A 21939-nucleotide genomic window follows, 5' to 3' on the forward strand; every position below is an offset into this window, starting at 1 on the left:
AGGCTAACCTAACCTTACCCGGCGGCCGGGGAGCGTAAAAGCCTTCATTACGACGATGGGGCGCGGATCACAAGGATCCGCGCCCCATCGTCGTAGGTATCTACTTACTGATCGCGGTACATCTCGGCCACGAGGAAGGCGAGGTCGAGCGACTGGCTCCGGTTGAGGCGCGGGTCGCAGGCCGTCTCGTAGCGCTGGTGCAGGTCGTCGACGAAGATCTCGTCGCCGCCGCCCACGCACTCGGTGACGTCGTCACCGGTGAGCTCGACGTGGATGCCGCCCGGGTGGGTGCCCAGCTCCTTGTGGACCTCGAAGAAGCCCTTGACCTCGTCGAGCACGTCGTCGAAGCGGCGGGTCTTGTGGCCCGAGGCCGCCTCGAAGGTGTTGCCGTGCATCGGGTCGGTCACCCAGGCGACGGTCGCGCCCGAGGCGGTGACCTTCTCGACCAGCTCCGGGAGCTTGTCCCGGACCTTGTCGGCGCCCATGCGGACGATGAAGGTCAGCCGGCCCGGCTCGCGGTCCGGGTCGAGGCGCTCGATGTACGTCAGCGCCTCCTCCGGGGTGGTCGTCGGGCCCAGCTTGATGCCGATCGGGTTCGCGATCTGCGCGGCGAACTCGATGTGCGCGTGGTCCAGCTGGCGGGTGCGCTCACCGATCCAGACCATGTGGCCGGAGGTGTCGTACAGCTTGCCCGTGCGGGAGTCGGTACGGGTGAGGGCGCCCTCGTAGTCGAGCAGCAGCGCCTCGTGGGAGGCGTAGAACTCGACGGCCTTGAACTCGGCCGGGTCGGTGCCGCACGCCTTCATGAAGTTCAGCGCGTTGTCGATCTCGCGGGCGAGCGCCTCGTAGCGCTGGCCGGACGGGGACGACTTCACGAAGTCCTGGTTCCAGGCGTGCACCTGGCGCAGGTCGGCGTAGCCACCGGTGGTGAAGGCGCGGACCAGGTTGAGCGTGGAGGCGGAGGCGTTGTACATCCGCTTCAGGCGCTCGGGGTCCGGGACGCGGGCCTTCTCGTTGAAGTCGAAGCCGTTGACGGAGTCGCCCCGGTAGGTGGGGAGCGTCACGCCGTCGCGGGTCTCGGTGCCCTTCGAGCGGGGCTTGGAGTACTGCCCGGCGATGCGGCCCACCTTCACGACGGGCACGGAGGCCGCGTACGTCAGGACGGCGCTCATCTGGAGCAGGGTCTTCAGCTTGGCCCGGATGTGGTCGGCCGACACCGCGTCGAACGCCTCGGCGCAGTCGCCGCCCTGGAGCAGGAACGCCTCGCCACGGGCGACGGCTCCCATCCGGGCGCGCAGCTGGTCGCACTCGCCGGCGAAGACGAGCGGAGGATACGACTCGAGGTCCGCGATCACATCGCGCAGAGCCTCGGCATCGGGGTACTCGGGCTGCTGCGCCGCGGGCAGGTCTCGCCAGGTCGCCTTGGCGACGGCGTGGGATTCAGCGTTCACGGTCACACGGACCACACTACGGGGTTATTCGTCCTGTCCATCCCGGTGCCCAGTGGCTGAGACGCGCGCCCGTAATGTCCGGCGGGATCTTCACGCCATCGAGTGATGTTACCCTCGGGCCCGTTTAGCAAACGAGCAAAGCCGCTCGGGGCTGGCGTACATATACATAGCTGATGACACAGGGGTGGGCGTGACCCAGAGGCACCGCAGGGATCGCAAGAAGAAACGACTCTTGTACGGAGCGGCGGCCGCGGTCGTCGCCACGGCCACGATCGGCACGATCGCGGTCGCCTCGCCGGGCCTCCTCGGCACGGCCGACGACCCGAAGCCCGGCACCGCGGAAACCCTCCAGGAGCAGTTCGCGGCGGCGGCGGCGGAGTTCGATGTGCCGCAGAGCGTGCTGATGGCGGTGTCGTACCGCCAGACGCGGTGGGAGTCGCACGACGGGCAGCCGAGCGTCACCGGTGACTACAACGTCATGGGCCTGACGAAGGTCGACCCGGAGGACCTCGAGGACTCCGAGGAGCACATCGAGCACCTGGTCAACGGCACCGGCGACCCGTCGCTCGACAAGAAGATCGACAAGAAGAAGCTGCTTGCGCCGCTGCCCAGGCAGGAGGTCGACACCGACGACCCGAAGCTCCACACGCTGGACAAGGCCGCCGAGCTGATCGACAGTTCGACGGACGCCGTCCAGAACGACCCCGACGCCTCCATCCGGGCCGGCGCGGCGCTGCTCGCCGAGTACCAGAAGCAGGCGGGTGCCGAGCTGTCGGAGGAGCCGGGCGACTGGTACCCCGCCGTGGCCCGCTACAGCCAGTCCTCGGACCGCAAGGGCGCGGACCAGTTCGCGAAGCGCGTCTTCGAGTCGATCAGGACGGGTGAGGCGGAGATCACCACGGACGGCGAGCAGGTCGTCCTGCCGGCCGACCCGGGCGTCGAGCCGGTCAAGCCGGCCAACGTGCCGCTGGCCGCGGCGTTCGCCGCCACGACGGCCACTCCCGAGTGCCCCGCCGGTCTCGCCTGCACCTACGACTCGGCCGCGTACGTGAAGGACAAGGGCAACTACAACATCGCGACCCGCGTCCCGTACGGCCAGGGCGGCTTCGACATCCGCCAGATCGTGATCCACGACGTCGAGGGCACCCTCGCCGGAGCGGTGAGCACGTTCAAGGACCCGGAGCGGTGGGCCAGCGCCCACTACATCGTGGACGCGACCGGCAAGGTCACGCAGATGGTCGAGACCAAGAACGAAGCGTTCCACGCCGGCAACAAGACCCTCAACATGCACTCGATCGGCATCGAGCACGAGGGCTACGCCATCAAGGGCGGCAGCAACTGGTACAAGGAGTCGCAGTACGACACCACCGCGGAGCTGGTGAAGTACCTGGCGGCCAAGTACAAGGTCCCGCTGACCCGTGAGCACATCATCGGCCACGACGAGATCCCGGGCGTCGCCGATCCCCTCGCGTCGGGCGTGCACTGGGACCCGGGCCCGTTCTGGGACTGGAACCGCTTCATGACCATGATCGGCGCCCCGATCGGCGCCGGCGGCGCGGGCGGCTTGCTCCAGGCAGGCCAGACGGTCCGCGTGGTCCCGCCGTTCACCTCGGCGAACCAGCCGCCGCTGACGTACACGGAGGAGGACGCCCACGGCGTCGTGCGGCGCAAGACCGCGCCCGCCCAGCCGGCGAACTTCGGGTACCTCTACACGGAGCCGAACACCTCGTCCGCGACCATCAAGGACCCCTACATCTCCGGGGCCGTGTGGAACAGCGGCGACAACTGGGGCAACAAGGTCGTCGCCGGCGGACAGTACGTCGTCGCGGGCACCGCGGGCAACTGGACCGCCATCTGGTACGGCGGCCAGAAGGCCTGGTTCTACAATCCCGGCGGGCAGTACACGTCCCTGGTGAACACCGCGAAGACGGTGGTGAAGCCGCTGAGCACGACGGCGGTCAAGGTCTACGGTCGCGCCTACCCGGCTCGTACGGACTATGCGGGCACGGGTGTTCCCATCCAGGACGACCAGGACGGCCGTTTTAAGAACGAGGACCCGCTGACCAAGTACACGATCCCGGCGGGCCAGGCGTACGTCGCCGCGGGCGCCGAGGTCGCGGGCGACTACTACTACAGCGCCTACAACAAGGACGGGATCCGCGTCCACGGGACGACCAGGTTCATCCCGATCCACTACAACCACCGCATCGCGTGGGTGCAGTCCAAGGACGTCCAGGTCGTCAACGCGGCCGCCCCCGTCTCCACCACCAACCGCAACAACGTCATCGCCCGTGACGCGCAGGGCGTGCTCTGGCAGTACCAGGGCAGCGGCAGCGGCTCCGCGCCGTTCCTGACCAAGTTCCGGGTCGGGCCGGGGTGGCAGGTGTACAACACCATCACGCCGATGACGACGCTGAAGGCGGACGGTACCGGGGACGTCGTCGCGCGCGACAAGGACGGGGTGCTCTGGTACTACAAGGGCACCGGCAACCCCTCCGTCCCGTTCAAGACGCGCCTGAAGGTCGGCGGCGGCTGGAGCATCTACGACAAGCTCCTCGGCGTCGGCGACATGAACGCCGACGGACGGCCGGAACTGATCGCCCGGGACAAGACCGGCGTGCTCTGGCTGTACAAGAACACCGGCGCCTCCCCGAACCCCTTCGCCACCCGGGTCCGCGTCGGCGGCGGCTGGAACATCTACGACGAGCTGATCAGCACCGGTGACGTGACCGGCGACGGCAAGCCCGACCTGATCGCCCGCGACAAGACCGGCGTGCTCTGGCTGTACAAGAACACCGGCGGCTCCCCGAACCCGTACGCCACCCGCGGCAGGGTCGGCGGCGGCTGGGGCGTCTACAACCTGATGGTCGGCGCCGGTGACCTCGACAAGGACGGCAAGCCGGACCTGATCGCGCGGGACAAGTCCGGTGTCCTGTGGTTCTACAAGAACAAGGGCACCTACCCGAACCCGTACGCGGCCATGCAGCGGATCGGCGGCGGCTGGAGCGTCTACAACATGATCGTCTGATCGGTCGGCCTCCTCGCACGGGGCCCGTCCCGCGCCGTCCACGGCGTGGGACGGGCCCCGTTCCCTTATCCCGCTGGGTTACAGTGCTCGCATGTACGCGCTGCCGACCCAGAACTGGTGGTGGACCGTCCCTCCGGCGGCCCACTGACTGCGCGTATCCGAAGACCACGCGAAGGCCGCCCGAGGGGCGGCCTTTCTCGTTCCCGCGAGGCCGTTCCTCTCCGTACTCCCACCGGAAGGAACCCGCACGCCATGACCTTCGACCTCTCCCGTCTCCTCGACGGCTCCGCCCCGCCCTTCGCCCTGCTGCGCCGCCGCACCCCCGGCCGCGACCACGACACCGTCGAGGTGCTGATCGGCTCCGTCCACGAGGCCGAGCGGCTGGCCGACCTGCCGGTGGGCGGGCGGCCGGCGCTGGCGCTGGTGCCGTTCCGGCAGATCCGGGAACGCGGCTTCGACGTGCGGGACGACGGGACGCCACTGTCGGTGCTCGTCGCCGAGGAGACGTACGAGCTGCCGCTCGGCGAGGCGCTGGACGCGCTGCCCGCGCACCCGGTGGCCGTGACCGGCGGGGGCTTCGACGCCTCCGACGAGGAGTACGCGGGGATCGTGCGGCGGGTGATCGAGGAGGAGATCGGCGCCGGCGAGGGCGCCAACTTCGTCATCCGGCGGACGTACACCGGGGAGATCCCCGGCTTCGGGCGGGCCGACGCGCTGGCCCTGTTCCGGCGGCTGCTCGCCGGCGAGCGGGGCGCGTACTGGACCTTCGTGGTGCACACCGGGGAGCGGACGCTCGTCGGTGCCAGCCCCGAGGTGCACGTGCGGATGGCGGGAGGCACCGTCGTCATGAACCCGATCAGCGGCACGTACCGCTACCCGGACGGCGGGGCGCCGACCGCCGAGGGACTGCTCGGCTTCCTCGCCGACCGCAAGGAGACCGAGGAGCTCTCCATGGTGGTGGACGAGGAGCTGAAGATGATGTGCACGGTCGGGGACATGGGCGGGGTGGTGATCGGCCCCCGGCTGAAGGAGATGACCCATCTCGCCCACACCGAGTACGAGCTGCGGGGGCGGTCCTCGCTGGACGTGCGGGAGGTGCTGCGGGAGACGATGTTCGCGGCGACCGTGACGGGCTCGCCGGTGCAGAACGCCTGCCGGGTGATCGAGCGGCACGAGGCCGGCGGGCGCGGCTACTACGCGGGGGCGCTCGCGCTGCTCGGGACGGACGGGAACGGGGCGCAGACGCTGGACTCCCCCATCCTGATCCGGACCGCCGACATCGCCCCCGACGGACGGCTCCGCGTGCCGGTGGGGGCCACCCTGGTCCGGCACTCGGACCCGGCCGGCGAGGTCGCGGAGACCCACGCGAAGGCGGCGGCGGTGCTGACGGCGCTCGGGGTGCGGGAGGGTCGCCCGGCGGCGGAGGACGCGCCCGCCCGGCCGCGGCTCGCGGACGATCCGCGGGTGCGGGCCGCGCTGGACGCCCGGCGGGCGGACCTGGCGCCGTTCTGGCTGCGGATGCAGACCGAGTCGGGAACTGGGGGGAGGTCGGCGGAGCTGAGCGGGCACGCGCTGGTGATCGACGCCGAGGACACCTTCACCGCGATGCTGGCGCACCTGCTGCGCGCCTCGGGGCTCGACGTGTCGGTCGTCCGCTACGACGAACCGGGGCTGCGGGAACTGGCGCTCGCCCATGAGGGTCCGGTGGTGCTGGGTCCCGGCCCCGGCGACCCGTCAGACGCGGCCGACCCGAAGATGCGATTCTTGCGCGGACTCACCGCCGAGCTGCTGCGCGACCACCGGCACGGTCTTCTCGGGGTGTGCCTGGGGCACGAGCTGATCGCGGCGGAGCTGGGCCTGGAGATCGTCCGCAAGCGCGTCCCGTTCCAGGGCGCGCAGGTGCGGATCGAGCTGTTCGGGCAGGAGCGGACGGTCGGCTTCTACAACAGCTTCACCGCGCGCTGCGACGAGCGGGAGGCGACGGAGCTGGCGCTGCACCGGATCGAGGTGAGCCGGGACGCGGAGAGCGGCGAGGTGCACGCGCTGCGGGGCGTCGGCTTCGCGGGGGTGCAGTTCCACCCGGAGTCCGTGCTGACGCTGGAGGGGGCCGCGCTGACGGCCTCCCTCCTCGCGGGGGTGCTGGTCTAGGAGGCGGCCCGCGGGACCAGGACGTTCTCGCCGCGCCGTCCCTGGGTGTAGTCGAGGACGTTCTGGACTGTGGTGTCGATGATCTGGCCCACCGCGTCGGTGGTGTAGTACGCCTGGTGGCTCGTCACCAGGACGTGGGGGAAGGTCATCAGGCGGGCCAGGGTGTCGTCCTCGACGACCGCGAGGGACTTGTCGAGGAAGAAGAGGCCGGCCTCGGCCTCGTAGACGTCGAGGCCGACGCCGGCGAAGCGGCCGGCGCGCAGTTCGGTGACGAGGGCGTCGGTGTCGATCAGGCCGCCGCGGCTGGAGTTGATCAGGAGCGCGTCGTCCTTCATGGCCTTGAGGGCGGCGGCGTCGATGATGTGCTGGGTGGCGGGGAGCAGCGGCACGTGGAGGCTGACGAGGTCCGCCTCGGCGAGGAGCCGGTCCTTGTCGACGTACTCCATGCCGAGCTCGACGCAGGCCGGGTTCTCGGCGACGTCCCAGCCGAGCAGCCGCATGCCGAAGCCGTGGGCGATCCGGGCGAAGGCCTCGCCGATCTTGCCGGTGCCCAGGACGCCCGCGGTGCGGCCCCGCATGTCACGGCCCATCAGCCCGTCGAGGCGGAAGTCGAAGTCGCGGGTGCGGTTGGAGGCGCGGACGATCCGCCGGTTGACGGCCATGGCGAGGGTCCAGGCGAACTCGGCGACGGAGTAGGGCGAGTAGTACGAGACGCGGGCGACGGTGAGGCCCAGGCGCTCGGCGACCTCCAGGTCGATGTTGTTGAAGCCGGTGGAGCGCTGGGCGATCATCTGGGTGCCGCCGGCCGCGAGGGTCTGCAGGACCCGGTGGTCGAGGATGGCGTTCACGCTGGTGGAGATGATCTCGTAGCCCGCCGCGATGGGGGCGGTGTCCTCGGTGAGGAAGACGTCGAGGCAGCGGACCTCGTGGTGGCCCGCGAACGCCTTCTCGATCATCGGCTTCTCGTCCGCCTGTACGCCGAATGCCAGGATCTCCACGCCAGTCCTCTCGCCGGAAGGCCGCGTATGCGCCCGAATCCGGCGCATACGGGCCTGAATATACGGCTCCGTCCCCCGGCCCGCCCGGCGCCCGGCCGGTCAGCCCTCGTCGAGACCGCGCTCGATCGCGTACCGGACCAGCTCGACGCGGTTGTGCAGCTGGAGCTTGCCGAGGGTGTTCTGGACGTGGTTCTGCACGGTGCGGTGCGAGATGACGAGCCGCTCGGCGATCTGCTTGTAGCTGAGGCCCTTGGCGACGAGCCGCAGGACCTCGGTCTCGCGGTCGGTGAGGCGCGGTGCCTCGGGCTCGCCGGCGCCCGCGGCGGGCCCGGGCTCGGAGGCGAGGCGGCGGTACTCGCCGAGGACGAGGCCGGCCAGGCCGGGGGTGAAGACCGGGTCGCCGGCGGCGGTGCGGCGGACGGCGTCGGTCAGCTCCTCGGTGCTGGCCGACTTCAGCAGGTAGCCGGTGGCGCCGGACTTCACGGCCTCCAGGACGTCGGCGTGCTCGCCGCTCGCCGAGAGGACCAGCACCCGCAGCCCGGGCAGCGTGCCGACCAGTTCCTTGCAGACCTGGACGCCCGGCTTGGCCGGCAGGTTCAGGTCCAGGACGAGGACGTCGGGCCCGACGGCGGGGGCCCGGCGCACGGCCTGGTCGCCGTCGCCCGCGGTCGCGACGACGTCGAAGCCGGCCTCGGCCAGGTCGCGGGCGACGGCGTCGCGCCACATGGGGTGGTCGTCGACGACCATCACCTTGATGGGCCGCGCCCGCTCCGCCTCGCTGTGTGCCTCGTTCACTTCTCTCCTGCCTTCCCCCGTGCGTCCCGCGGCGGTCGCGGGACCTTCAGTTCGACTTCGGTGCCCTGGCCCGGGACCGAGATCAGCTCGGCCGTGCCGCCCAGGTCGCGCAGGCGCCCCCGGATCGAGAGCGCCACGCCCATCCGGCCCTCGCCCTCCGCCTCGACGAGCCGGCCCTCCGGGATGCCGGGCCCGTCGTCCCGGACGGTGACGACGACCTCGTCGTCCCAGTCCTCGACCAGGATCCACGCGCACGCGCCCGCGCCCGCGTGGACCCGGACGTTGTCCAGGGCGGCGCCGACGGCGGCGGCGAGTTCCCGCGCGGCGCCGGAGGGCAGCGGGACGGGCACCCCGGGGTCGGCGAGGGTGACCCGGGCGCCGGCCCGCGGGGCGAGCAGGGTGCGCAGGTCGACGGGGGTGTCGTCGTGGGGTTCGTCGTCGACCTCGACGACCCGGACGACGGCCCCCTCGGACTCGTCCTCGGAGACGTGGCTGGTACGGGTGAGGCCGCCGGCGACCAGGGTGCGCAGGGCGACCTCCTGCTCGCCGGCCATCCGGCCCAGCTCGGCGGCCTCCCCGCCGAGCGCGGTGCCGCGCCGCTGCACCATGGCGAGGACCTGGAGGACGCTGTCGTGGATGTCGCGGGCGAGCCGCTCGCGCTCCCGGGTGGCGGCCTCGATCTCCAGGGCGCGGGCGAGGGTGCGTTCGGAGGCGCGGGCGACCTCGACGACGTATCCGATGGCGATGGAGGCGACCCAGACGAGGATGACGTTGTGGATGGTGTCCCGGGTGGGGTGGCCGCGCTCGACGATGTTGGCGACGGCGACCAGGGAGGAGGCGAGACCGGCCCAGCGCCAGCCGCCCTTGATGGCGTAGGCGAGGACGGATCCCGCGGTCCATATCGTCGGCAGCGTCGGCCCGTCGACGGTCTGGGCGTGGGCGTCCGCGAGCGGGGTGAGGAGGATGCCGGTGAGGGCGACGGTGAGGTCGGCGACGAGGAAGCGCCTGGTGCAGCTGGCCGCGTTCGCCACCTTGGGGAGGGTGGCGAGGTTCCAGACGCAGAGCACCGCCAGGTAGACCACGGCGATCCAGGGCCGCTCGTAGCGGTCCCGGCCGGTGGCGAAGATCAGCACCGCGTAGACCATCGTCAGGACGCGGTATCCGGTCAGCGCGCGCCACAGCGGCTGCTCGACCGACATGCGCACGACACGCTCGCGCTTGGCCATCTCCCCCACCCCCACCGGCGCTCCCTCGCGGGAAGCGTCAGGCGCCGGACTCTTCCCGTGCGGCGATCTCCGCCTTCACGGCCTCCTTGGCGGCCTTCTCGGCCTCGGCGATCTGCCGCTTGGCGGCGGTCGCGTAGATGTCGACGTACTCCTGGCCGGAGAGCTTCATGATCTCGTACATGACCTCGTCGGTCACCGAGCGCAGGATGAAGCGGTCGCCGTCCATGCCGTGGTAGCGGGAGAAGTCCAGCGGCTTGCCGATCCGGATCCCGGGGCGCATCAGCTTCGGGACGACCTTGCCGGGCGGCTGGATCTTCTCGGTGTCGATCATGGCGACGGGGATGACCGGGGCGCCGGTGGCGAGCGCCACCCGGGCGAGTCCGCCGGGCTTGCCGCGGTAGAGGCGGCCGTCGGGCGAGCGGGTGCCCTCGGGGTAGATGCCGAAGAGGCCGCCGCCCTCGATGACCTCGATGCCGGCCTTGATGGCCGCCTCGCCGGCGCCGCGGGCGCCCGAGCGGTCCACCGGGAGCTGGCCGACGCCCTTGAAGAAGGCGGCGGTCAGCCGGCCCTTCACGCCGGGCGTCGTGAAGTACTCCGCCTTCGCGATGAAGGTGACCTTGCGGTCGAGGACGGCGGGGAGGAAGAAGGAGTCCGAGAAGGACAGGTGGTTGCTGGCGAGGATCGCGGGACCCTCGGCGGGCACGTTCTCCAAGCCCTCCACCCAGGGCCGGAAGGCGAGCTTCAGGGACCCTCCGAGGGAGAACTTCATTGCGCCGTAGATCAACTCGCCATGCCTTCCGTGTGCCGTCGCCACGACTTTATCCCGTACCGGCGTGCCGCCCCCGCTGCGGCCCTGGTCGGGTGTCGGTCCGGTCGCGTACCGTGAAGGTCCTTCCCCCATCGCCGTACGCCTCCGACGCCTCCGACGCGCCGGAGCCGCAACCGAACAGGAGACCCCGGTGCCGGTCCTTCCCGGAGCCGAGCCGTACCGCCATGAGGGCGGAGAGGTCGGCGTCCTTCTCTGTCACGGATTCACCGGTTCCCCGCAGTCGATGCGCCCGTGGGCCGAGTACCTCGCGGAGCGGGGTCTGACGGTGTCGGTGCCCCTGCTGCCGGGGCACGGCACGCGCTGGCAGGACATGCAGCTCACCACCTGGCACGACTGGTACGCGGAGGTGGACCGGGCGCTGCGGGAGCTGACCGCCCGCTGCTCGGCCGTCTTCGTCTTCGGCCTCTCCATGGGCGGGGCGCTGTCCCTGCGGCTCGCGGCGAAGCACGGTGACGCGATCGACGGCGTCGTGCTCGTCAACCCGGGGAACAAGGTGCACGGCCTCGCCGCGCACGCCCTGCCGGTGGTGCGGCACCTCGTCCCGACGACGAAGGGCGTGGCGAACGACATCGCCAAGGAGGGCGTGACCGAGCTCGGGTACGACCGGGTGCCGCTGCACGCGGCGCACTCCCTGCGGCAGTTCTTCCGGCTGGTCGACGGCGAGCTGCCGCAGGTCACCCAGCCCCTCCTGCTGCTGCACAGCCCGCAGGACCACGTGGTGCCGCCGGCCGACTCGGCCCGGGTGCTCGGCCGGGTCTCCTCCACGGACGTCCGGGAGGTCCTGCTGGAACAGAGCTACCACGTGGCGACGTTGGACCATGACGCGGAGAGGATCTTCGAGGAGAGTCTGGCGTTCGTCGAGCGTCTCGCCCCGGGGCTCGTGGGCGGGAAGGGGAGCAGGAGCGGTGGCTGACCAGCAGGACGGCGAGCGGGAGCCGCAGCCCATCGACGAGGAGGCGGCGTGGGCCGCGATCGTCGCGGGGTACGGCGAGGAGCCGGCGGACCCTCCGGGTGCGCGGCCGTTCCGGCCGATCGAGACCCTGAGGCTGCCGGAACCGGAGGAGCTGGAGGCCCGTGAGGCCCGGGCGGCCTCGGGCAGTGACGTGCCGAAGCCCGACAAGCCGAAGCCGGAGCCGAGGCGGGAGGCGCCGACGCCGCTGTCGCCGGAGCCGGAGCCGGGCCCCGACTCGGGCGACGAGGGGGACGAGAAGCCGGCGCTCGGCAGCTCGATCGTCTTCGCGCCCGGGGTGCGGTCGAGCGGCGGCCCGCGCGACTACAGCCTGGCGGAGCCGGAGGCGGGTCCCGGCGGTTCGGACGAGGGGCACTTCGTCCCGCCGGAGCCGCCGCCGCTGCCGGAGGCGGACGCCACCACCAAGTTCGCCTGGCTCGGAGTGGTCGGCGGCCCGGTGCTGATGCTGGTCGCGGTCCTCCTCCAGTGGGACATGACGTGGTGGCTCACCACCCTGTGCATCGGCGGCTTCCTGGGCGGTTTCGCGACCCTGGTGGCCCGTATGAAGGGCGACGACGAGGACGACGACGGCTACGACGACCCGGGCCGCGGCGCCGTGGTGTGACCCCGGCTCAGGCCCCTCCCCCGGCTCAGGCCCCTCCCCCGGCTCAGGCCCCTTCCCCGGCTCGGGACCCGGCGCCGGTCGCCGTCCGGCGCGGAACCCGTCCACGGCTCCGGTCCCGTCCCCGGGCGGGGCCGGGAGCCTGACGCCGCCGGGACCGGCCGGGGCGCCGAGGCCGCCGTCAGGCCGGGGCCCGGAGTCTGACCGCCGCCAGGACCGGCAGGTGGTCGGTGGCGGCGGTCAGGTCGGCGGGGTCGAGGCCGGTGGGGACGCCGCAGCCCAGGAACTCGACGCCGTCCGTCGCCAGGACCGCGTCGATCCGCTGCCGCGGGGCGGTCGGCGGGTGGGTGTGCTCGCCGCCCCAGGGGCGGACCTCCCAGCCGTCGCGGAGCGTCCGGGTGAGCCGGGTGAAGGCCGGGCCCCCGGGCCGCTCGTTGAGGTCGCCGGCGACGATCGTGTACGGGGTGCCCAGCGCGGCGACCCGGTCGAGGACCAGCCCGGCCTGGGCGTACCGCTCGTCCTCGCGCAGGCTCAGATGGCAGCTGACGAGCCCGAGCCGGACCGCTCCGAAGCGGACGACGGCGGTGGCGAGGCCGCGCCGGTGCAGGCCGGGGGTGAGCGGCAGCAGGACGTCCTCGGTCCGCTCGACGGTGGCGCGCAGCGAGCAGAGCAGCAGCGGCCCCGCGGCGGTGGCCCCGCCGGACAGGACGAGCAGCTCGCTCTTCGCGGCGAGCCGGGCCGCGTGCTTGCGCCAGCGGAAGAAGCGCGGGGCTTCCTGGGCGAGGACGACGTCCGGGGCGCAGGCCCGGATCACCCGGGCGAGGGCGTCCTCGTCGTCGCGCATCGAGCGCAGGTTGTAGCTGAGGATCCGGACCACGGCCGAGCCGTCGGGCTCGGTACGGGAGGCGGGCAGCGCGCCGGTCGCGTCGAGGGCCATGGGCCCAACATAAGGCGGATGCCCGCCCCGCCCGGAAGGGCGCGGCGGGCATCGACCGGAAACGGCGGACCGGGGCCGGGTCAGCCCTGGCGGGCCAGGTCCGCGGCGCCGACCAGGCCGGCCTTGTTGCCGAGCTGGGCGGCGAGGACCTGGGCGTGCGGGCGCCACTGGCCGCCGATCAGCCAGCGGCGGAAGGACTTGCGGATCGGGTCGAGGACGAGGTCGCCCTCGTCCGAGACCCCGCCGCCGACGATGAACGCCGACGGGTCGAAGAGCGAGGCCAGGTCGGCGAGGCCGGCGCCGGCCCAGCGGGCCAGCTCGCGGAAGGAGTCGACGGCGACCGGGTCGCCCGCGCGGGCGGCCTCGCTGACGTGCTTGCCCTGGATGCCCTCCGGGGTGCCGTCGCCGAGGCCGAGCAGGACCTCGGCCCGCTCGGGGGTGGCGTTGGCGCGCTGGCGGGCGTAGCGGACGAGGGCGCGGCCGGAGGCGTACTGCTCCCAGCAGCCCTGGCTGCCGCAACCGCACAGCAGGCCGTCGGGGACGACCCGGATGTGGCCGAACTCGGCGGCGACGCCGAAGCGTCCGCGGCGGAGCTTGTTGCCGATGATGATGCCGCCGCCGAGGCCGGTGCCGAGGGTGATGCAGATGACGTCCTCGTGGCCCTGGCCGGCGCCGAAGCGGTACTCGCCCCAGGCGGCGGCGTTGGCGTCGTTCTCCACGACGACGGGGAGGCCGACGCGCTGCTCGACCTTGTCCTTCAGCGGCTCGTGCCGCCAGTCGATGTTCGGCGCGAAGAGGACGGTGGCCCGCTTGTCGTCGACGTAGCCGGCCGCGCCGATGCCGACGGCCTCGATCTGGTGGCCCTTGCCGGCCTCGGAGACGGCCGCGCAGATGGCGTCGACGATGCCTTCGGGGGTCGGCGGGGTGGGCACCGTGTGCGTGTCGAGGATGTTGCCCTCCTCGTCGACCACGCCGGCCGCGATCTTCGTGCCGCCGATGTCGACGCCGATGGTGAGTCCCATGTGTCCCTCAGTTTTCGGTCGAGCCCCGCTAGGGCCCACCGTACCCGAGGGGAGGGGCCGTACTGATCAGTCCAGATCGATGGGGCGGCCGGGGGTGGGGCCTTCCTCGCCGTCCTTGCGGTCGTCCCCGTCCCGGCCCTCGGGCTCGCGGGGGGTGTCGGCGGCACGGCGGGGGTCGTCCTCGGCGAGGCCGGAGCCGCGGGTCCAGCGGGTCTCGTGGCCCTCGACGGCCGACCGGTAGGCGGCGAGGAGTTCGCTGCCGGCGGCGGCGAGGTGGTCGAAGACCTGCGGGTTACGCTCGATGACCGGCTCGACGGCGGCCTTCGCCTGGTTGACGAGTCCCTTGACGGTCGCGGCGGCCTGGGCGGCCGCCTCGGCGGCGTTCTGCCCGCCGAGCAGCGGGGCCGCGGCGCCGAGCCCGCCGGTGAGCTTGTCGGCGACGGCCTCGAAGAGCTTGCGGAACTCCTCGGCGGGCGAGCCGGGCTCGGCGCCGTGCTCCGCGCGGCGGCGGGCCTTCTCCGCCTCCAGGTCCTCGGCGCACGCCTTGGCCCAGGCGTCCGGATCGCTGTTCATGGCGTACTCCTCCGTCGCTTCCTTCCTTCGACGGTACACGCCGGGGGAAGCGGTCAGGAGTCCTTGGGCCAGAGTCCCGGGTCGGGGGCGAAGCGGACGGCGAGGACGCCGTCGACGAGGCCGGCGCCGGTGACGGTGCAGCGGCGCAGGGCCGGCGGGAGGGGCAGGGTGCGGCGGAAGGGTCCGGCGCCGAGGAGCAGTTCGTCGCCCCTGCGGACGAGGGAGAGCTCCTGCTTGACGGCGCCGGGCAGCGGGAGGTGCCAGACGAGCACGCCGTCCCGCGCGCGACGGTCCTCGACGACGGGGGCGGGCGGGGGGACGGGCGGGAGGCCGGGGCGCACGGCGGCGAGCAGGGCGAGGTCCTCGGGGCCGCGGGGGGCGCGGCCGAGGTGCGGCAGTTCGTGCAGGACGTCGCCGGCGTCGGCCCGGAGGGTCTCCAGGTGGCGGTGCTGCTCTGTGGTGAGGGCGGTGAGCCAGGGGTCCTCGGAGGCGGCGGGGAGGAGCCGGTTGGCGACGACGGCGTCGAGGGCGAGGCCCTGGAGGGCGAGGCCGAGGCGGGCCTCGCGGAGGGTGGCGGCGGCGGCCGGGCCGGGTTCGAGGACGAGCCGGACGGTGGTGCCGGGGGCTTCGACGACGTCCTGCACGGCGGCGAGCTCGTGCTCCCAGCGGGCGGTGGTCTCGTACAGCCACTGGGCGGGCATGGGGACGCCGGCGAGCTGGGCGAGCATCGGGCGCAGCGCGCGGGCGGCCTGCCGCTCGGGCGGCAGCAGCCGGCGCAGGTAGCGGCGGAGCTGCTCGGGGAGGGCGAGGACGGTCAGGGCCTCGCGGAGCGGGGGGAGGTCGACGACGGCGAGGTCGTGGTCGCCCGCGGCGGCCTCGCGCAGCGCCCGGAGGAGGGCGAACTGGCGGCTGCCGGGCAGCTCGGTGAGTTCGGCGTCCTCGAAGGGCGCGGCGCCGAGGAGGTCGAGGACGGTCCCGGAGCGGGCCTGGAGGGCGAGGAACTCGCGCCGGAAGTCGCCGGCCGGGTCGGGCCGCAGCACGGTGAGGGAACCGGGGCTGGCGAGGTCGTGGGCGGCGTCCTCGGCGGGCGCGGTCCGCGCGGGGTCCGTGTCGCCGGGGACGAGCAGGACGCGGCGGCCCGCGTGGGCCTCGGCGAGGGCGGTCGCGGTGGCGACCGTGGTGCGCCCGGCGCCGCCGGCTCCGGTGACGAGGATGATCCGCATACGGGTGACGCTATCGCGGGCCCGCCGGGGGCCGGGCCCCGGTCTCCGGCCGAGGGCTTCGGCCGTGTACTTCGGCCGAGGGCTTCGGCCCGGAGTCTCAGGCCGTCGACTCCACGCGCTTCTTCAGGCCGGCGAGGGCGCGGTCGATGATGACCTTCTCGGCCTTGCGCTTGATCATGCCGAGCATGGGGATCTTGACGTCCACGGTGAGCTGGTAGGTGACCTGGGTGCGGTCGCCTTCGAGCGGGGTGAGGCGGTAGGAGCCGTCGAGGGAGCGCAGCATCTGGGACTTGACCAGGGTCCAGCTGACCTCGTTGGCGCCGGTCCAGGTGTAGGCGAGGGTGTGGTCGTCCTTGATGGCGCCGGCGTCGAGGACGAGCCGGACCTTCTCGGCGCGGCCCGCGTCGTCGGTCTCCAGGACCTCGGCCTGGGTCACCTCGCCGGTCCAGTCGGGGTAGCGGGCGAAGTCGGCGATCACACCCATGACGTCGGCCGGCGCCGCCTCGATGGTGATGCTGGAGCTGGTGTGTTCGGCCATCGCGGTGGCTCCTCCACTGTGCGGTCCGGCGGACGTACGAAGGGCACACACGTGCCGACGGAAGGCTATCGCGCCCGGCTCGGGCGCCCGTCACCACTCCAGGGCGAAGGGGCTGCCGCTGGCCGCGAAGTGTCCGACGTTCACGCATTCGGTGGCGCCGATCCGCATCCGGCGGGCGAGCGGCTGGTGGACGTGGCCGAAGAGGGAGTAGCGGGGGCGGGTGCGGCGGATGGCGTCGAGGAGGGCGCGGCTGCCGCGCTCGAAGCGGCGGGCGACGGTGTCGTAGGTCAGGTCGGGGACCTCGGGCGGGATGTGGGAGCACAGGACGTCGACCTCGCCGAGGGCCTCGACCTTGGCGGCGTACTCCTCGTCCGGGATCTCGTACGGGGTGCGCATCGGGGTGCGCAGGCCGCCGCCGACGAAGCCGAAGGTGAGGCCGCCGAGCTCGATCCGCTGCCCGTCGAGGACGGTGGTGCCGGGGCGGGCGTACTCGGGCCAGAGGGTGGGGATGTCGACGTTGCCGTAGGTGGCGTAGGTGGGGGTGGGGAAGGCGGCGAAGAGTTCGGCGTACTGGCGGCGGACGGCCGCCTCGATGGCGGTCTCGCGGTCCACGGCGAGTCCGGCCCAGAGGCTGCGGCCCAGGTCGCGGGCCTCGTCGAAGCGGCGGGCGGTGCGCAGCTCGACGATCCGGTCGGCGTTGGCCACGCCGAAGAGGTCGGGGAAGATGCCCCGGCTGTGGTCGGCGTAGTCGAGGAAGAGGACTAGGTCGCCGAGGCATATGAGGGCGTCGGCGCCGTCCCCCGCCCGGGCGAGGGCGCCGGAGTTGCCGTGCACGTCGCTGACCACGTGGACTCGCATGAGCCCACCTTAGGGCGTCGGACCTGCGGTTACTTGGGAGTCGGGAAAGCTGTGGATTACTGTGCGCGGAGGGCCGTCACGCTGGTGTGACGCACGGAACATCTCGCCGGGACCCCCTATCGGGAACCACGTACTGATGGGTAACGTCCGGGCAGTCCACAGTCGTGCTCACCCCCACGAGCACCTGCCCGATCATGGACCGCACCGGTGCGTCACACAGAGCCGTGGCACCGGAGCCCGATGAGGAGCAGCAGTCTTGCGCGAGTTCAGCCTTCCGGCCCTGTACGAGGTCCCTTCGGACGGCAACCTGACGGATCTCATCCGCCGCAACGCCTCCCAGCACCCAGACGTCGCCGTGATGGGCCGCAAGGTCGACGGCGTGTGGACGGACGTCACCGCCGAGGAGTTCCTGGCCGAGGTGCGCGGGGCCGCCAAGGGCCTGATCGCGGCCGGCGTCGGGGTGGGCGACCGGGTCGCGCTGCTCTCCCGCACCCGCTACGAGTGGGTGCTGCTGGACTTCGCGATCTGGAGCGCCGGCGGCGTGACCGTGCCGGTGTACGAGACCAGCTCGCCGGAGCAGATCCAGTGGATCCTCGGCGACTCCGGGGCCTCGCTGGCCGTGGTGGAGTCCGCGGCGCACCAGGCGTCGGTGGAGTCCGTGCGTGACGGGCTGCCGGCGCTGAAGGGCGTGTGGCAGATCGAGGACGGCGCGGTCGAGCGGCTCACGACCTCCGGCGCGGAGGTCTCGGACGAGACGCTGGACGCCCGGATGTCGGCGGCGAACGCGGACGACCCGGCGACCATCGTCTACACCTCGGGCACGACGGGCCGGCCCAAGGGCTGCGTGCTGACCCACCGGGCCTTCTTCGCCGAGTGCGGCAACGTGGTGGAGCGCCTGAAGCCGCTCTTCCGCACCGGCGAGTCCTCGGTGCTGCTCTTCCTCCCGGCGGCGCACGTCTTCGGCCGGCTGATCGAGGTGGCCTCGGTGATGGCCCCGATCCGGCTGGGCTGTCTCCCGGACATCAAGACCCTCACGGACGAGCTGGCCTCCTTCCGCCCGACGCTGATCCTGGGCGTGCCGCGCGTCTTCGAGAAGGTCTACAACTCGGCGCGCGCCAAGGCGCAGGCCGACGGCAAGGGCAAGATCTTCGACAAGGCCGCGCACACGGCCATCGCGTACAGCCGCGCCCTCGCGACCCCGCAGGGCCCGTCGTTCGGGCTCCGGCTCAAGCACAAGCTCTTCGACAAGCTGGTCTTCTCGAAGCTGCGGGCGGTGCTCGGCGGCCGGGGCGAGTACGCGATCTCCGGCGGCGCTCCGCTGGGCGAGCGGCTCGGCCACTTCTTCCGCGGCATCGGCTTCACCGTCCTGGAGGGCTACGGCCTGACGGAGTCGTGCGCGGCGACCGCCTTCAACCCGTGGGACCGCCCGAAGATCGGCACGGTCGGCCAGCCGCTGCCGGGCTCGGTGGTGCGGATCGCGGACGACGGCGAGGTGCTGCTGCACGGCGAGCACATCTTCACGGGGTACTGGAACAACGAGGCGGCGACGGCCGAGGCACTGGCGGACGGCTGGTTCCACACCGGCGACATCGGCACCCTCGACGAGGACGGCTACCTCGCGATCACCGGCCGGAAGAAGGAGATCCTGGTGACGGCGGGCGGCAAGAACGTCGCCCCGGCGGTCATCGAGGACCGGATCCGCGCCCACGCCCTGGTGGCGGAGTGCATGGTGGTCGGCGACGGGCGCCCGTTCGTCGGCGCGCTCGTCACCCTCGACGAGGAGTTCCTGGGCCGCTGGGCGGCCGAGCACGGCAAGCCGGCCGGTCTGACCGCCGCCGCGCTCCGCGACGACCCCGAGCTGCTCGCCGAGGTCCAGCGCGCGGTCGACGACGGCAACGCGGCGGTCTCCAAGGCGGAGTCGGTCCGCAAGTTCCGTGTCCTCGCCCACCAGTTCACCGAGGAGGCGGGGCACATCACCCCGTCGCTGAAGCTGAAGCGGAACGTGGTGGCGAAGGACTTCGCCGACGAGATCGAGGCGATCTACAGCAAGTGAGCGGTGACGGCGGAGGGGCCCGGCGCGTGCGCCGGGCCCCTCCGCCATGACCGTGGCTCTTCCGCCTCCGCCGTGACCGTGGCTCTTCCGCCTCCGCCGTGCCTACAGCAGTTCCCTGAGCCGTTCCGCCAGCAGGTCCCAGCGCCACTTCTCCTCGACCCAGGCGCGGCCGCGTTCGCCCATGCGGGCGCGGAGCGCGGGGTCGAGGAGGAGGGTGGTGACGCGGTCGGCGGTGTCCTCGGCGGACTCGCCCCGGACGACCCAGCCGGTCTCGCCGTCGAGGACGGCGTCGGGGGCGCCGCCGGAGTCGCCGGCGACGACCGGGAGGCCGGTCGCGGACGCCTCCAGGTAGACGATGCCGAGCCCCTCGACGTCGAGGCCGCCGCGGCGGGTGCGGCAGGGCATGGCGAAGACGTCGCCGGCGCCGTAGTGGGCGGGCAGCTCGGACCAGGGGACGGCGCCGGTGAAGCGGACGGAGCCGGCGACGCCGGTCTCCGCGGCGAGCCGGCGCAGGTCCTTCTCGTACGGGCCGCCGCCGACGATCAGCAGGACCGCGTCGGGCACCTGCCGGAGGATCCGGGGCAGGGCGCGGATCAGGGTGTCCTGCCCCTTGCGCGGGACGAGCCGGGAGACGCAGACCACGACCGGGCGGTCGGTGAGGCCGAGCCGGGCCCGGACCTCGTCCCCGCCGGAGCCGGGGTGGAAGGTCTTCTCGTCGACGCCGGGCGGCAGCTGCACCATGCGGCCCGCGGCGGCCGGGGTGAGGGCGGAGGCGATCCGGGAGCGGGTGTACTCGCCGAGGTACGTGATCGTGTCCGTGCCCTCGCCGATCCGCCGCAGCAGCTGCCGGGCGGCGGGCAGCTGGGCCCAGCCCGCCTCGTGCCCGTGGGTGGTCGCCACCAGCCGCTTCGCACCGGCCCTGCGCAGCGCGGGAGCCATCAGACCGAGCGGCGCCGCGGCGCCGAACCAGACCGATTCACAGCCGTGCTCGCGCAGCAGCGCGGTCGCCCGGGCGGTCACACGTGGCGTAGGCAACAGCATGGTGGTGCGGTCTCGGACAACCGTGAAAGGCTGTTCCGCGTCGAACAGTGCGGTGGCCTCCGCCCCTTCGCGGCCTCGCTTCCAGGTGGAGGCGTAGACCACGAGCCGGTCGGGGTCCAGTCGCAACGCCATGTTGTGCAGGAACGCCTGGATTCCGCCGGGACGCGGCGGGAAGTCGTTCGTTACGATCAGGGTCTTGTGCATCGTGACAGACAGTACGTGATGGCTGTACGTCATGGCGCGCGATCGCACCCTACGCCCGGCACCACCCCCCTCCGCGCGAGCGGACCGACAGGACAGGAACAGGACAGGTAATGACGGGCGCAGTGGGGATCGGCCCGCGCACGGGTACGCGACTGCGGGAGTTGCGTCTTCCGCTCGGCCTCTGGGCACTGACCAGGATCATCCTCCTGGTGTGCGTCTTCAAGATCGTGGTGGTGCCGGGGCCGGACGTTACCAGTGACGTCGAGCAGATCTACCAGAGCTGGTACGAGGTCCTGAAGACCGGCACGTACCCGCAGGACGACGTCACCTGGCAGTACCCGCCCGCCGCGGCCCTGGCGATCCTCTCGCCCGCCCTGCTGCCCTTCCTGAACTACTCGGCCGCGTTCTTCGTGCTGGCCTTCCTCTGTGACGCCGCGGTCTTCGCGCTGCTCGTGTACACGGGCGGGCGGCCCGGCCGGTCGATGCGGGGCGCGTGGCTCTGGCTGGCGGCGGTGCCGCTGATGGGCCCGACCGCGTACGCCCGCTACGACATCATGGTCACCGCGGTCGCCGTGGTGGGTCTGCTCGCCGCGATCCGCAGTCCGCGGGTGCTGGGCGCGATGGCCGGTTTCGGCGCGGTGCTGAAGGTCTGGCCGGCGCTGATCCTGGCGGGCACCCCGAAGGGCCGCGCGACCTGGCGCTCCTGGCCGGTGGCGGCCGGGACGGCGGCGGGCGTGCTGGCGCTGTGCATGGCCTGGATGCCGGGCGGTCTCGCCTTCCTCTCCTTCCAGAGCGAGCGGGGCACCGAGGTCGAGTCGCTGGGCGCGATGGTCTTCCACGTGGCCCGGCACTTCGGCTGGGACGGCGAGGCCCGGATGAACTACGGCTCGATCGAGTTCCTCGGCCCGTATGTCTCCTGGGTGTCGAAGGGCGCGATGGCGCTGACCGTGGCCGCCTTCGCCTGGCTGCTGCTGTGGCGGTTCAAGGCGCGCCGCTTCACCTCGTCGACGGTGGCGGACGCGGCCTTCGTCGCGGTGCTGCTCTTCACGGCGACGAGCCGGGTGATCTCCCCCCAGTACATGATCTGGCTGGTCGGTCTCGCCGCGGTCTGCCTGGTCTACCGGTCGAGCCGGATGCGGACGCCCGCCTATCTGATCCTGTGGGCGACGGCGGTGACCCAGTTCGAGTTCCCTGTCTGGTTCTCGCACGTGACGCAGAGCGACTGGCTGGGCATCGGCGTGCTGTTCCTGCGCAACGGCCTGCTGATAGCGGCGACCCTGATGGCCTGCCGGATCCTGTGGAAGCACACGGTCACCGAGGCCGGCACGGTCATCCCCGTCCCCGAGGGCCGGCCGGAGCGCGAGAAGGTGCTGGCCGGCTGAGCCCGGCCGGTGCGGCACCGCCGGCGCGGCGCCCTGCGCGGCCGTGGCGAGCGTCCTGGCCG

19 protein-coding genes are annotated in these 21939 nt (G+C 72.5%); 7 read left to right on the forward strand and 12 right to left on the reverse strand.

What is annotated here, in order from left to right; translation table 11 throughout:
* Positions 1 to 104: 104 nt before the first annotated feature.
* A complete protein-coding gene (locus ACFYT9_RS10640) occupies positions 105 to 1457 on the reverse strand; it encodes a class II 3-deoxy-7-phosphoheptulonate synthase (protein ID WP_376600325.1) in 1353 nt (450 codons plus the stop codon).
* Positions 1458 to 1641: 184 nt separating this feature from the next.
* On the opposite strand from ACFYT9_RS10640, the gene ACFYT9_RS10645 reads away from it, so the two are divergent.
* From ACFYT9_RS10645 to ACFYT9_RS10655, 3 genes are all read left to right on the forward strand, one after another.
* Positions 1642 to 4479 carry an N-acetylmuramoyl-L-alanine amidase gene (locus ACFYT9_RS10645; protein ID WP_389162209.1) on the forward strand — a complete coding sequence of 946 codons (2838 nt, stop codon included), beginning with the start codon at positions 1642 to 1644 and terminating at the stop codon, positions 4477 to 4479.
* A 91-nt stretch (positions 4480 to 4570) separates the two neighbouring features.
* On the forward strand, positions 4571 to 4627 hold the full coding sequence (locus ACFYT9_RS10650; RefSeq protein WP_107049246.1) for a trp operon leader peptide: 57 nt from the start codon (positions 4571 to 4573) through the stop codon (positions 4625 to 4627).
* Between the two features lie 104 nt (positions 4628 to 4731).
* Entirely contained in the window at positions 4732 to 6627 is a 1896-nt protein-coding gene (locus tag ACFYT9_RS10655) for an anthranilate synthase family protein (protein WP_389162210.1), read from the forward strand.
* Here the strand turns inward: ACFYT9_RS10655 and ACFYT9_RS10660 are convergent.
* From ACFYT9_RS10660 to ACFYT9_RS10675, 4 genes are all read right to left on the reverse strand, one after another.
* Entirely contained in the window at positions 6624 to 7625 is a 1002-nt protein-coding gene (locus tag ACFYT9_RS10660) for a 2-hydroxyacid dehydrogenase (protein WP_387279488.1), read from the reverse strand. The two genes, ACFYT9_RS10655 and ACFYT9_RS10660, sit on opposite strands and share 4 nt — an antisense overlap.
* Positions 7626 to 7724: 99 nt before the next feature.
* Positions 7725 to 8372 (reverse strand): response regulator, encoded by a 648-nt coding sequence (locus tag ACFYT9_RS10665; protein WP_376602664.1) that lies wholly within the window; start codon positions 8370 to 8372, stop codon positions 7725 to 7727.
* 44 nt (positions 8373 to 8416) lie between these two features.
* Positions 8417 to 9646, reverse strand: a complete 1230-nt coding sequence (gene macS, locus ACFYT9_RS10670; RefSeq protein ID WP_376602660.1) for a MacS family sensor histidine kinase — start codon at positions 9644 to 9646, stop codon at positions 8417 to 8419.
* A 37-nt stretch (positions 9647 to 9683) separates the two neighbouring features.
* The gene (locus tag ACFYT9_RS10675; protein ID WP_360313587.1) at positions 9684 to 10415 is read right to left on the reverse strand and encodes a lysophospholipid acyltransferase family protein; all 732 of its coding nucleotides are present in this window, start codon (positions 10413 to 10415) and stop codon (positions 9684 to 9686) included.
* Positions 10416 to 10605: 190 nt separating this feature from the next.
* Here ACFYT9_RS10675 and ACFYT9_RS10680 point away from each other — a divergent pair, with 190 nt between their 5' ends.
* Complete coding sequence (locus ACFYT9_RS10680) at positions 10606 to 11388, forward strand: alpha/beta hydrolase (protein WP_387279486.1); 783 nt, start codon at positions 10606 to 10608, stop codon at positions 11386 to 11388.
* Positions 11381 to 12049: a hypothetical protein gene (locus ACFYT9_RS10685; RefSeq protein WP_387279484.1), complete on the forward strand. Its 669-nt coding sequence runs from the start codon at positions 11381 to 11383 to the stop codon at positions 12047 to 12049. The genes ACFYT9_RS10680 and ACFYT9_RS10685 overlap by 8 nt, the downstream gene beginning before the upstream one ends.
* Positions 12050 to 12227: 178 nt before the next feature.
* Here the strand turns inward: ACFYT9_RS10685 and ACFYT9_RS10690 are convergent, their stop codons facing one another.
* The 6 genes from ACFYT9_RS10690 to ACFYT9_RS10715 all read right to left on the reverse strand — a co-directional run bounded on the left by ACFYT9_RS10690 (position 12228) and on the right by ACFYT9_RS10715 (position 17197).
* Positions 12228 to 12983, reverse strand: coding sequence for an endonuclease/exonuclease/phosphatase family protein (locus ACFYT9_RS10690; RefSeq protein ID WP_389162214.1), 756 nt, complete (start codon positions 12981 to 12983; stop codon positions 12228 to 12230).
* 80 nt (positions 12984 to 13063) lie between these two features.
* Complete coding sequence (locus ACFYT9_RS10695) at positions 13064 to 14005, reverse strand: ROK family glucokinase (protein ID WP_389162215.1); 942 nt, start codon at positions 14003 to 14005, stop codon at positions 13064 to 13066.
* A 66-nt stretch (positions 14006 to 14071) separates the two neighbouring features.
* Entirely contained in the window at positions 14072 to 14578 is a 507-nt protein-coding gene (locus tag ACFYT9_RS10700; RefSeq protein ID WP_387280505.1) for a DUF5304 domain-containing protein, read from the reverse strand.
* Positions 14579 to 14631: 53 nt separating this feature from the next.
* Positions 14632 to 15801 (reverse strand): ArsA family ATPase, encoded by a 1170-nt coding sequence (locus ACFYT9_RS10705; RefSeq protein ID WP_389162217.1) that lies wholly within the window; start codon positions 15799 to 15801, stop codon positions 14632 to 14634.
* Positions 15802 to 15898: 97 nt separating this feature from the next.
* On the reverse strand, positions 15899 to 16339 hold the full coding sequence (locus tag ACFYT9_RS10710; protein WP_376603684.1) for an SRPBCC family protein: 441 nt from the start codon (positions 16337 to 16339) through the stop codon (positions 15899 to 15901).
* Between the two features lie 90 nt (positions 16340 to 16429).
* Positions 16430 to 17197, reverse strand: coding sequence for a metallophosphoesterase (locus ACFYT9_RS10715; RefSeq protein WP_376603686.1), 768 nt, complete (start codon positions 17195 to 17197; stop codon positions 16430 to 16432).
* Between the two features lie 256 nt (positions 17198 to 17453).
* Here ACFYT9_RS10715 and ACFYT9_RS10720 point away from each other — a divergent pair, with 256 nt between their 5' ends.
* On the forward strand, positions 17454 to 19250 hold the full coding sequence (locus ACFYT9_RS10720; protein ID WP_389162219.1) for an AMP-dependent synthetase/ligase: 1797 nt from the start codon (positions 17454 to 17456) through the stop codon (positions 19248 to 19250).
* A gap of 102 nt (positions 19251 to 19352) precedes the next feature.
* Here ACFYT9_RS10720 and ACFYT9_RS10725 read toward each other — a convergent pair whose 3' ends face one another.
* Positions 19353 to 20495: a glycosyltransferase family 4 protein gene (locus tag ACFYT9_RS10725; RefSeq protein WP_389162221.1), complete on the reverse strand. Its 1143-nt coding sequence runs from the start codon at positions 20493 to 20495 to the stop codon at positions 19353 to 19355.
* 110 nt (positions 20496 to 20605) lie between these two features.
* On the opposite strand from ACFYT9_RS10725, the gene ACFYT9_RS10730 reads away from it, so the two are divergent.
* Entirely contained in the window at positions 20606 to 21877 is a 1272-nt protein-coding gene (locus ACFYT9_RS10730) for a glycosyltransferase 87 family protein (protein WP_387274157.1), read from the forward strand.
* Positions 21878 to 21939: the final 62 nt, after the last annotated feature.

This window comes from Streptomyces sp. NPDC004435 (assembly GCF_042873895.1).
Taxonomy (GTDB): Bacteria; Actinomycetota; Actinomycetes; order Streptomycetales; family Streptomycetaceae; genus Streptomyces.

Bases quoted from the DNA above. Each gene is read 5' to 3' on its own strand.
- ACFYT9_RS10655 (WP_389162210.1), top strand. From the start codon at position 4,732: ATGACCTTCGACCTCTCCCGTCTCCTCGACGGCTCCGCCCCGCCCTTC.
- ACFYT9_RS10665 (WP_376602664.1), bottom strand. From the start codon at position 8,372: ATGGTCGTCGACGACCACCCCATGTGGCGCGACGCCGTCGCCCGCGAC.
- macS (WP_376602660.1), bottom strand. From the start codon at position 9,646: ATGGCCAAGCGCGAGCGTGTCGTGCGCATGTCGGTCGAGCAGCCGCTG.
- ACFYT9_RS10675 (WP_360313587.1), bottom strand. From the start codon at position 10,415: ATGAAGTTCTCCCTCGGAGGGTCCCTGAAGCTCGCCTTCCGGCCCTGG.
- ACFYT9_RS10690 (WP_389162214.1), bottom strand. From the start codon at position 12,983: ATGGCCCTCGACGCGACCGGCGCGCTGCCCGCCTCCCGTACCGAGCCC.
- ACFYT9_RS10695 (WP_389162215.1), bottom strand. From the start codon at position 14,005: ATGGGACTCACCATCGGCGTCGACATCGGCGGCACGAAGATCGCGGCC.
- ACFYT9_RS10700 (WP_387280505.1), bottom strand. From the start codon at position 14,578: ATGAACAGCGATCCGGACGCCTGGGCCAAGGCGTGCGCCGAGGACCTG.
- ACFYT9_RS10705 (WP_389162217.1), bottom strand. From the start codon at position 15,801: ATGCGGATCATCCTCGTCACCGGAGCCGGCGGCGCCGGGCGCACCACG.
- ACFYT9_RS10710 (WP_376603684.1), bottom strand. From the start codon at position 16,339: ATGGCCGAACACACCAGCTCCAGCATCACCATCGAGGCGGCGCCGGCC.
- ACFYT9_RS10715 (WP_376603686.1), bottom strand. From the start codon at position 17,197: ATGCGAGTCCACGTGGTCAGCGACGTGCACGGCAACTCCGGCGCCCTC.
- ACFYT9_RS10725 (WP_389162221.1), bottom strand. From the start codon at position 20,495: ATGCACAAGACCCTGATCGTAACGAACGACTTCCCGCCGCGTCCCGGC.
- ACFYT9_RS10730 (WP_387274157.1), top strand. From the start codon at position 20,606: ATGACGGGCGCAGTGGGGATCGGCCCGCGCACGGGTACGCGACTGCGG.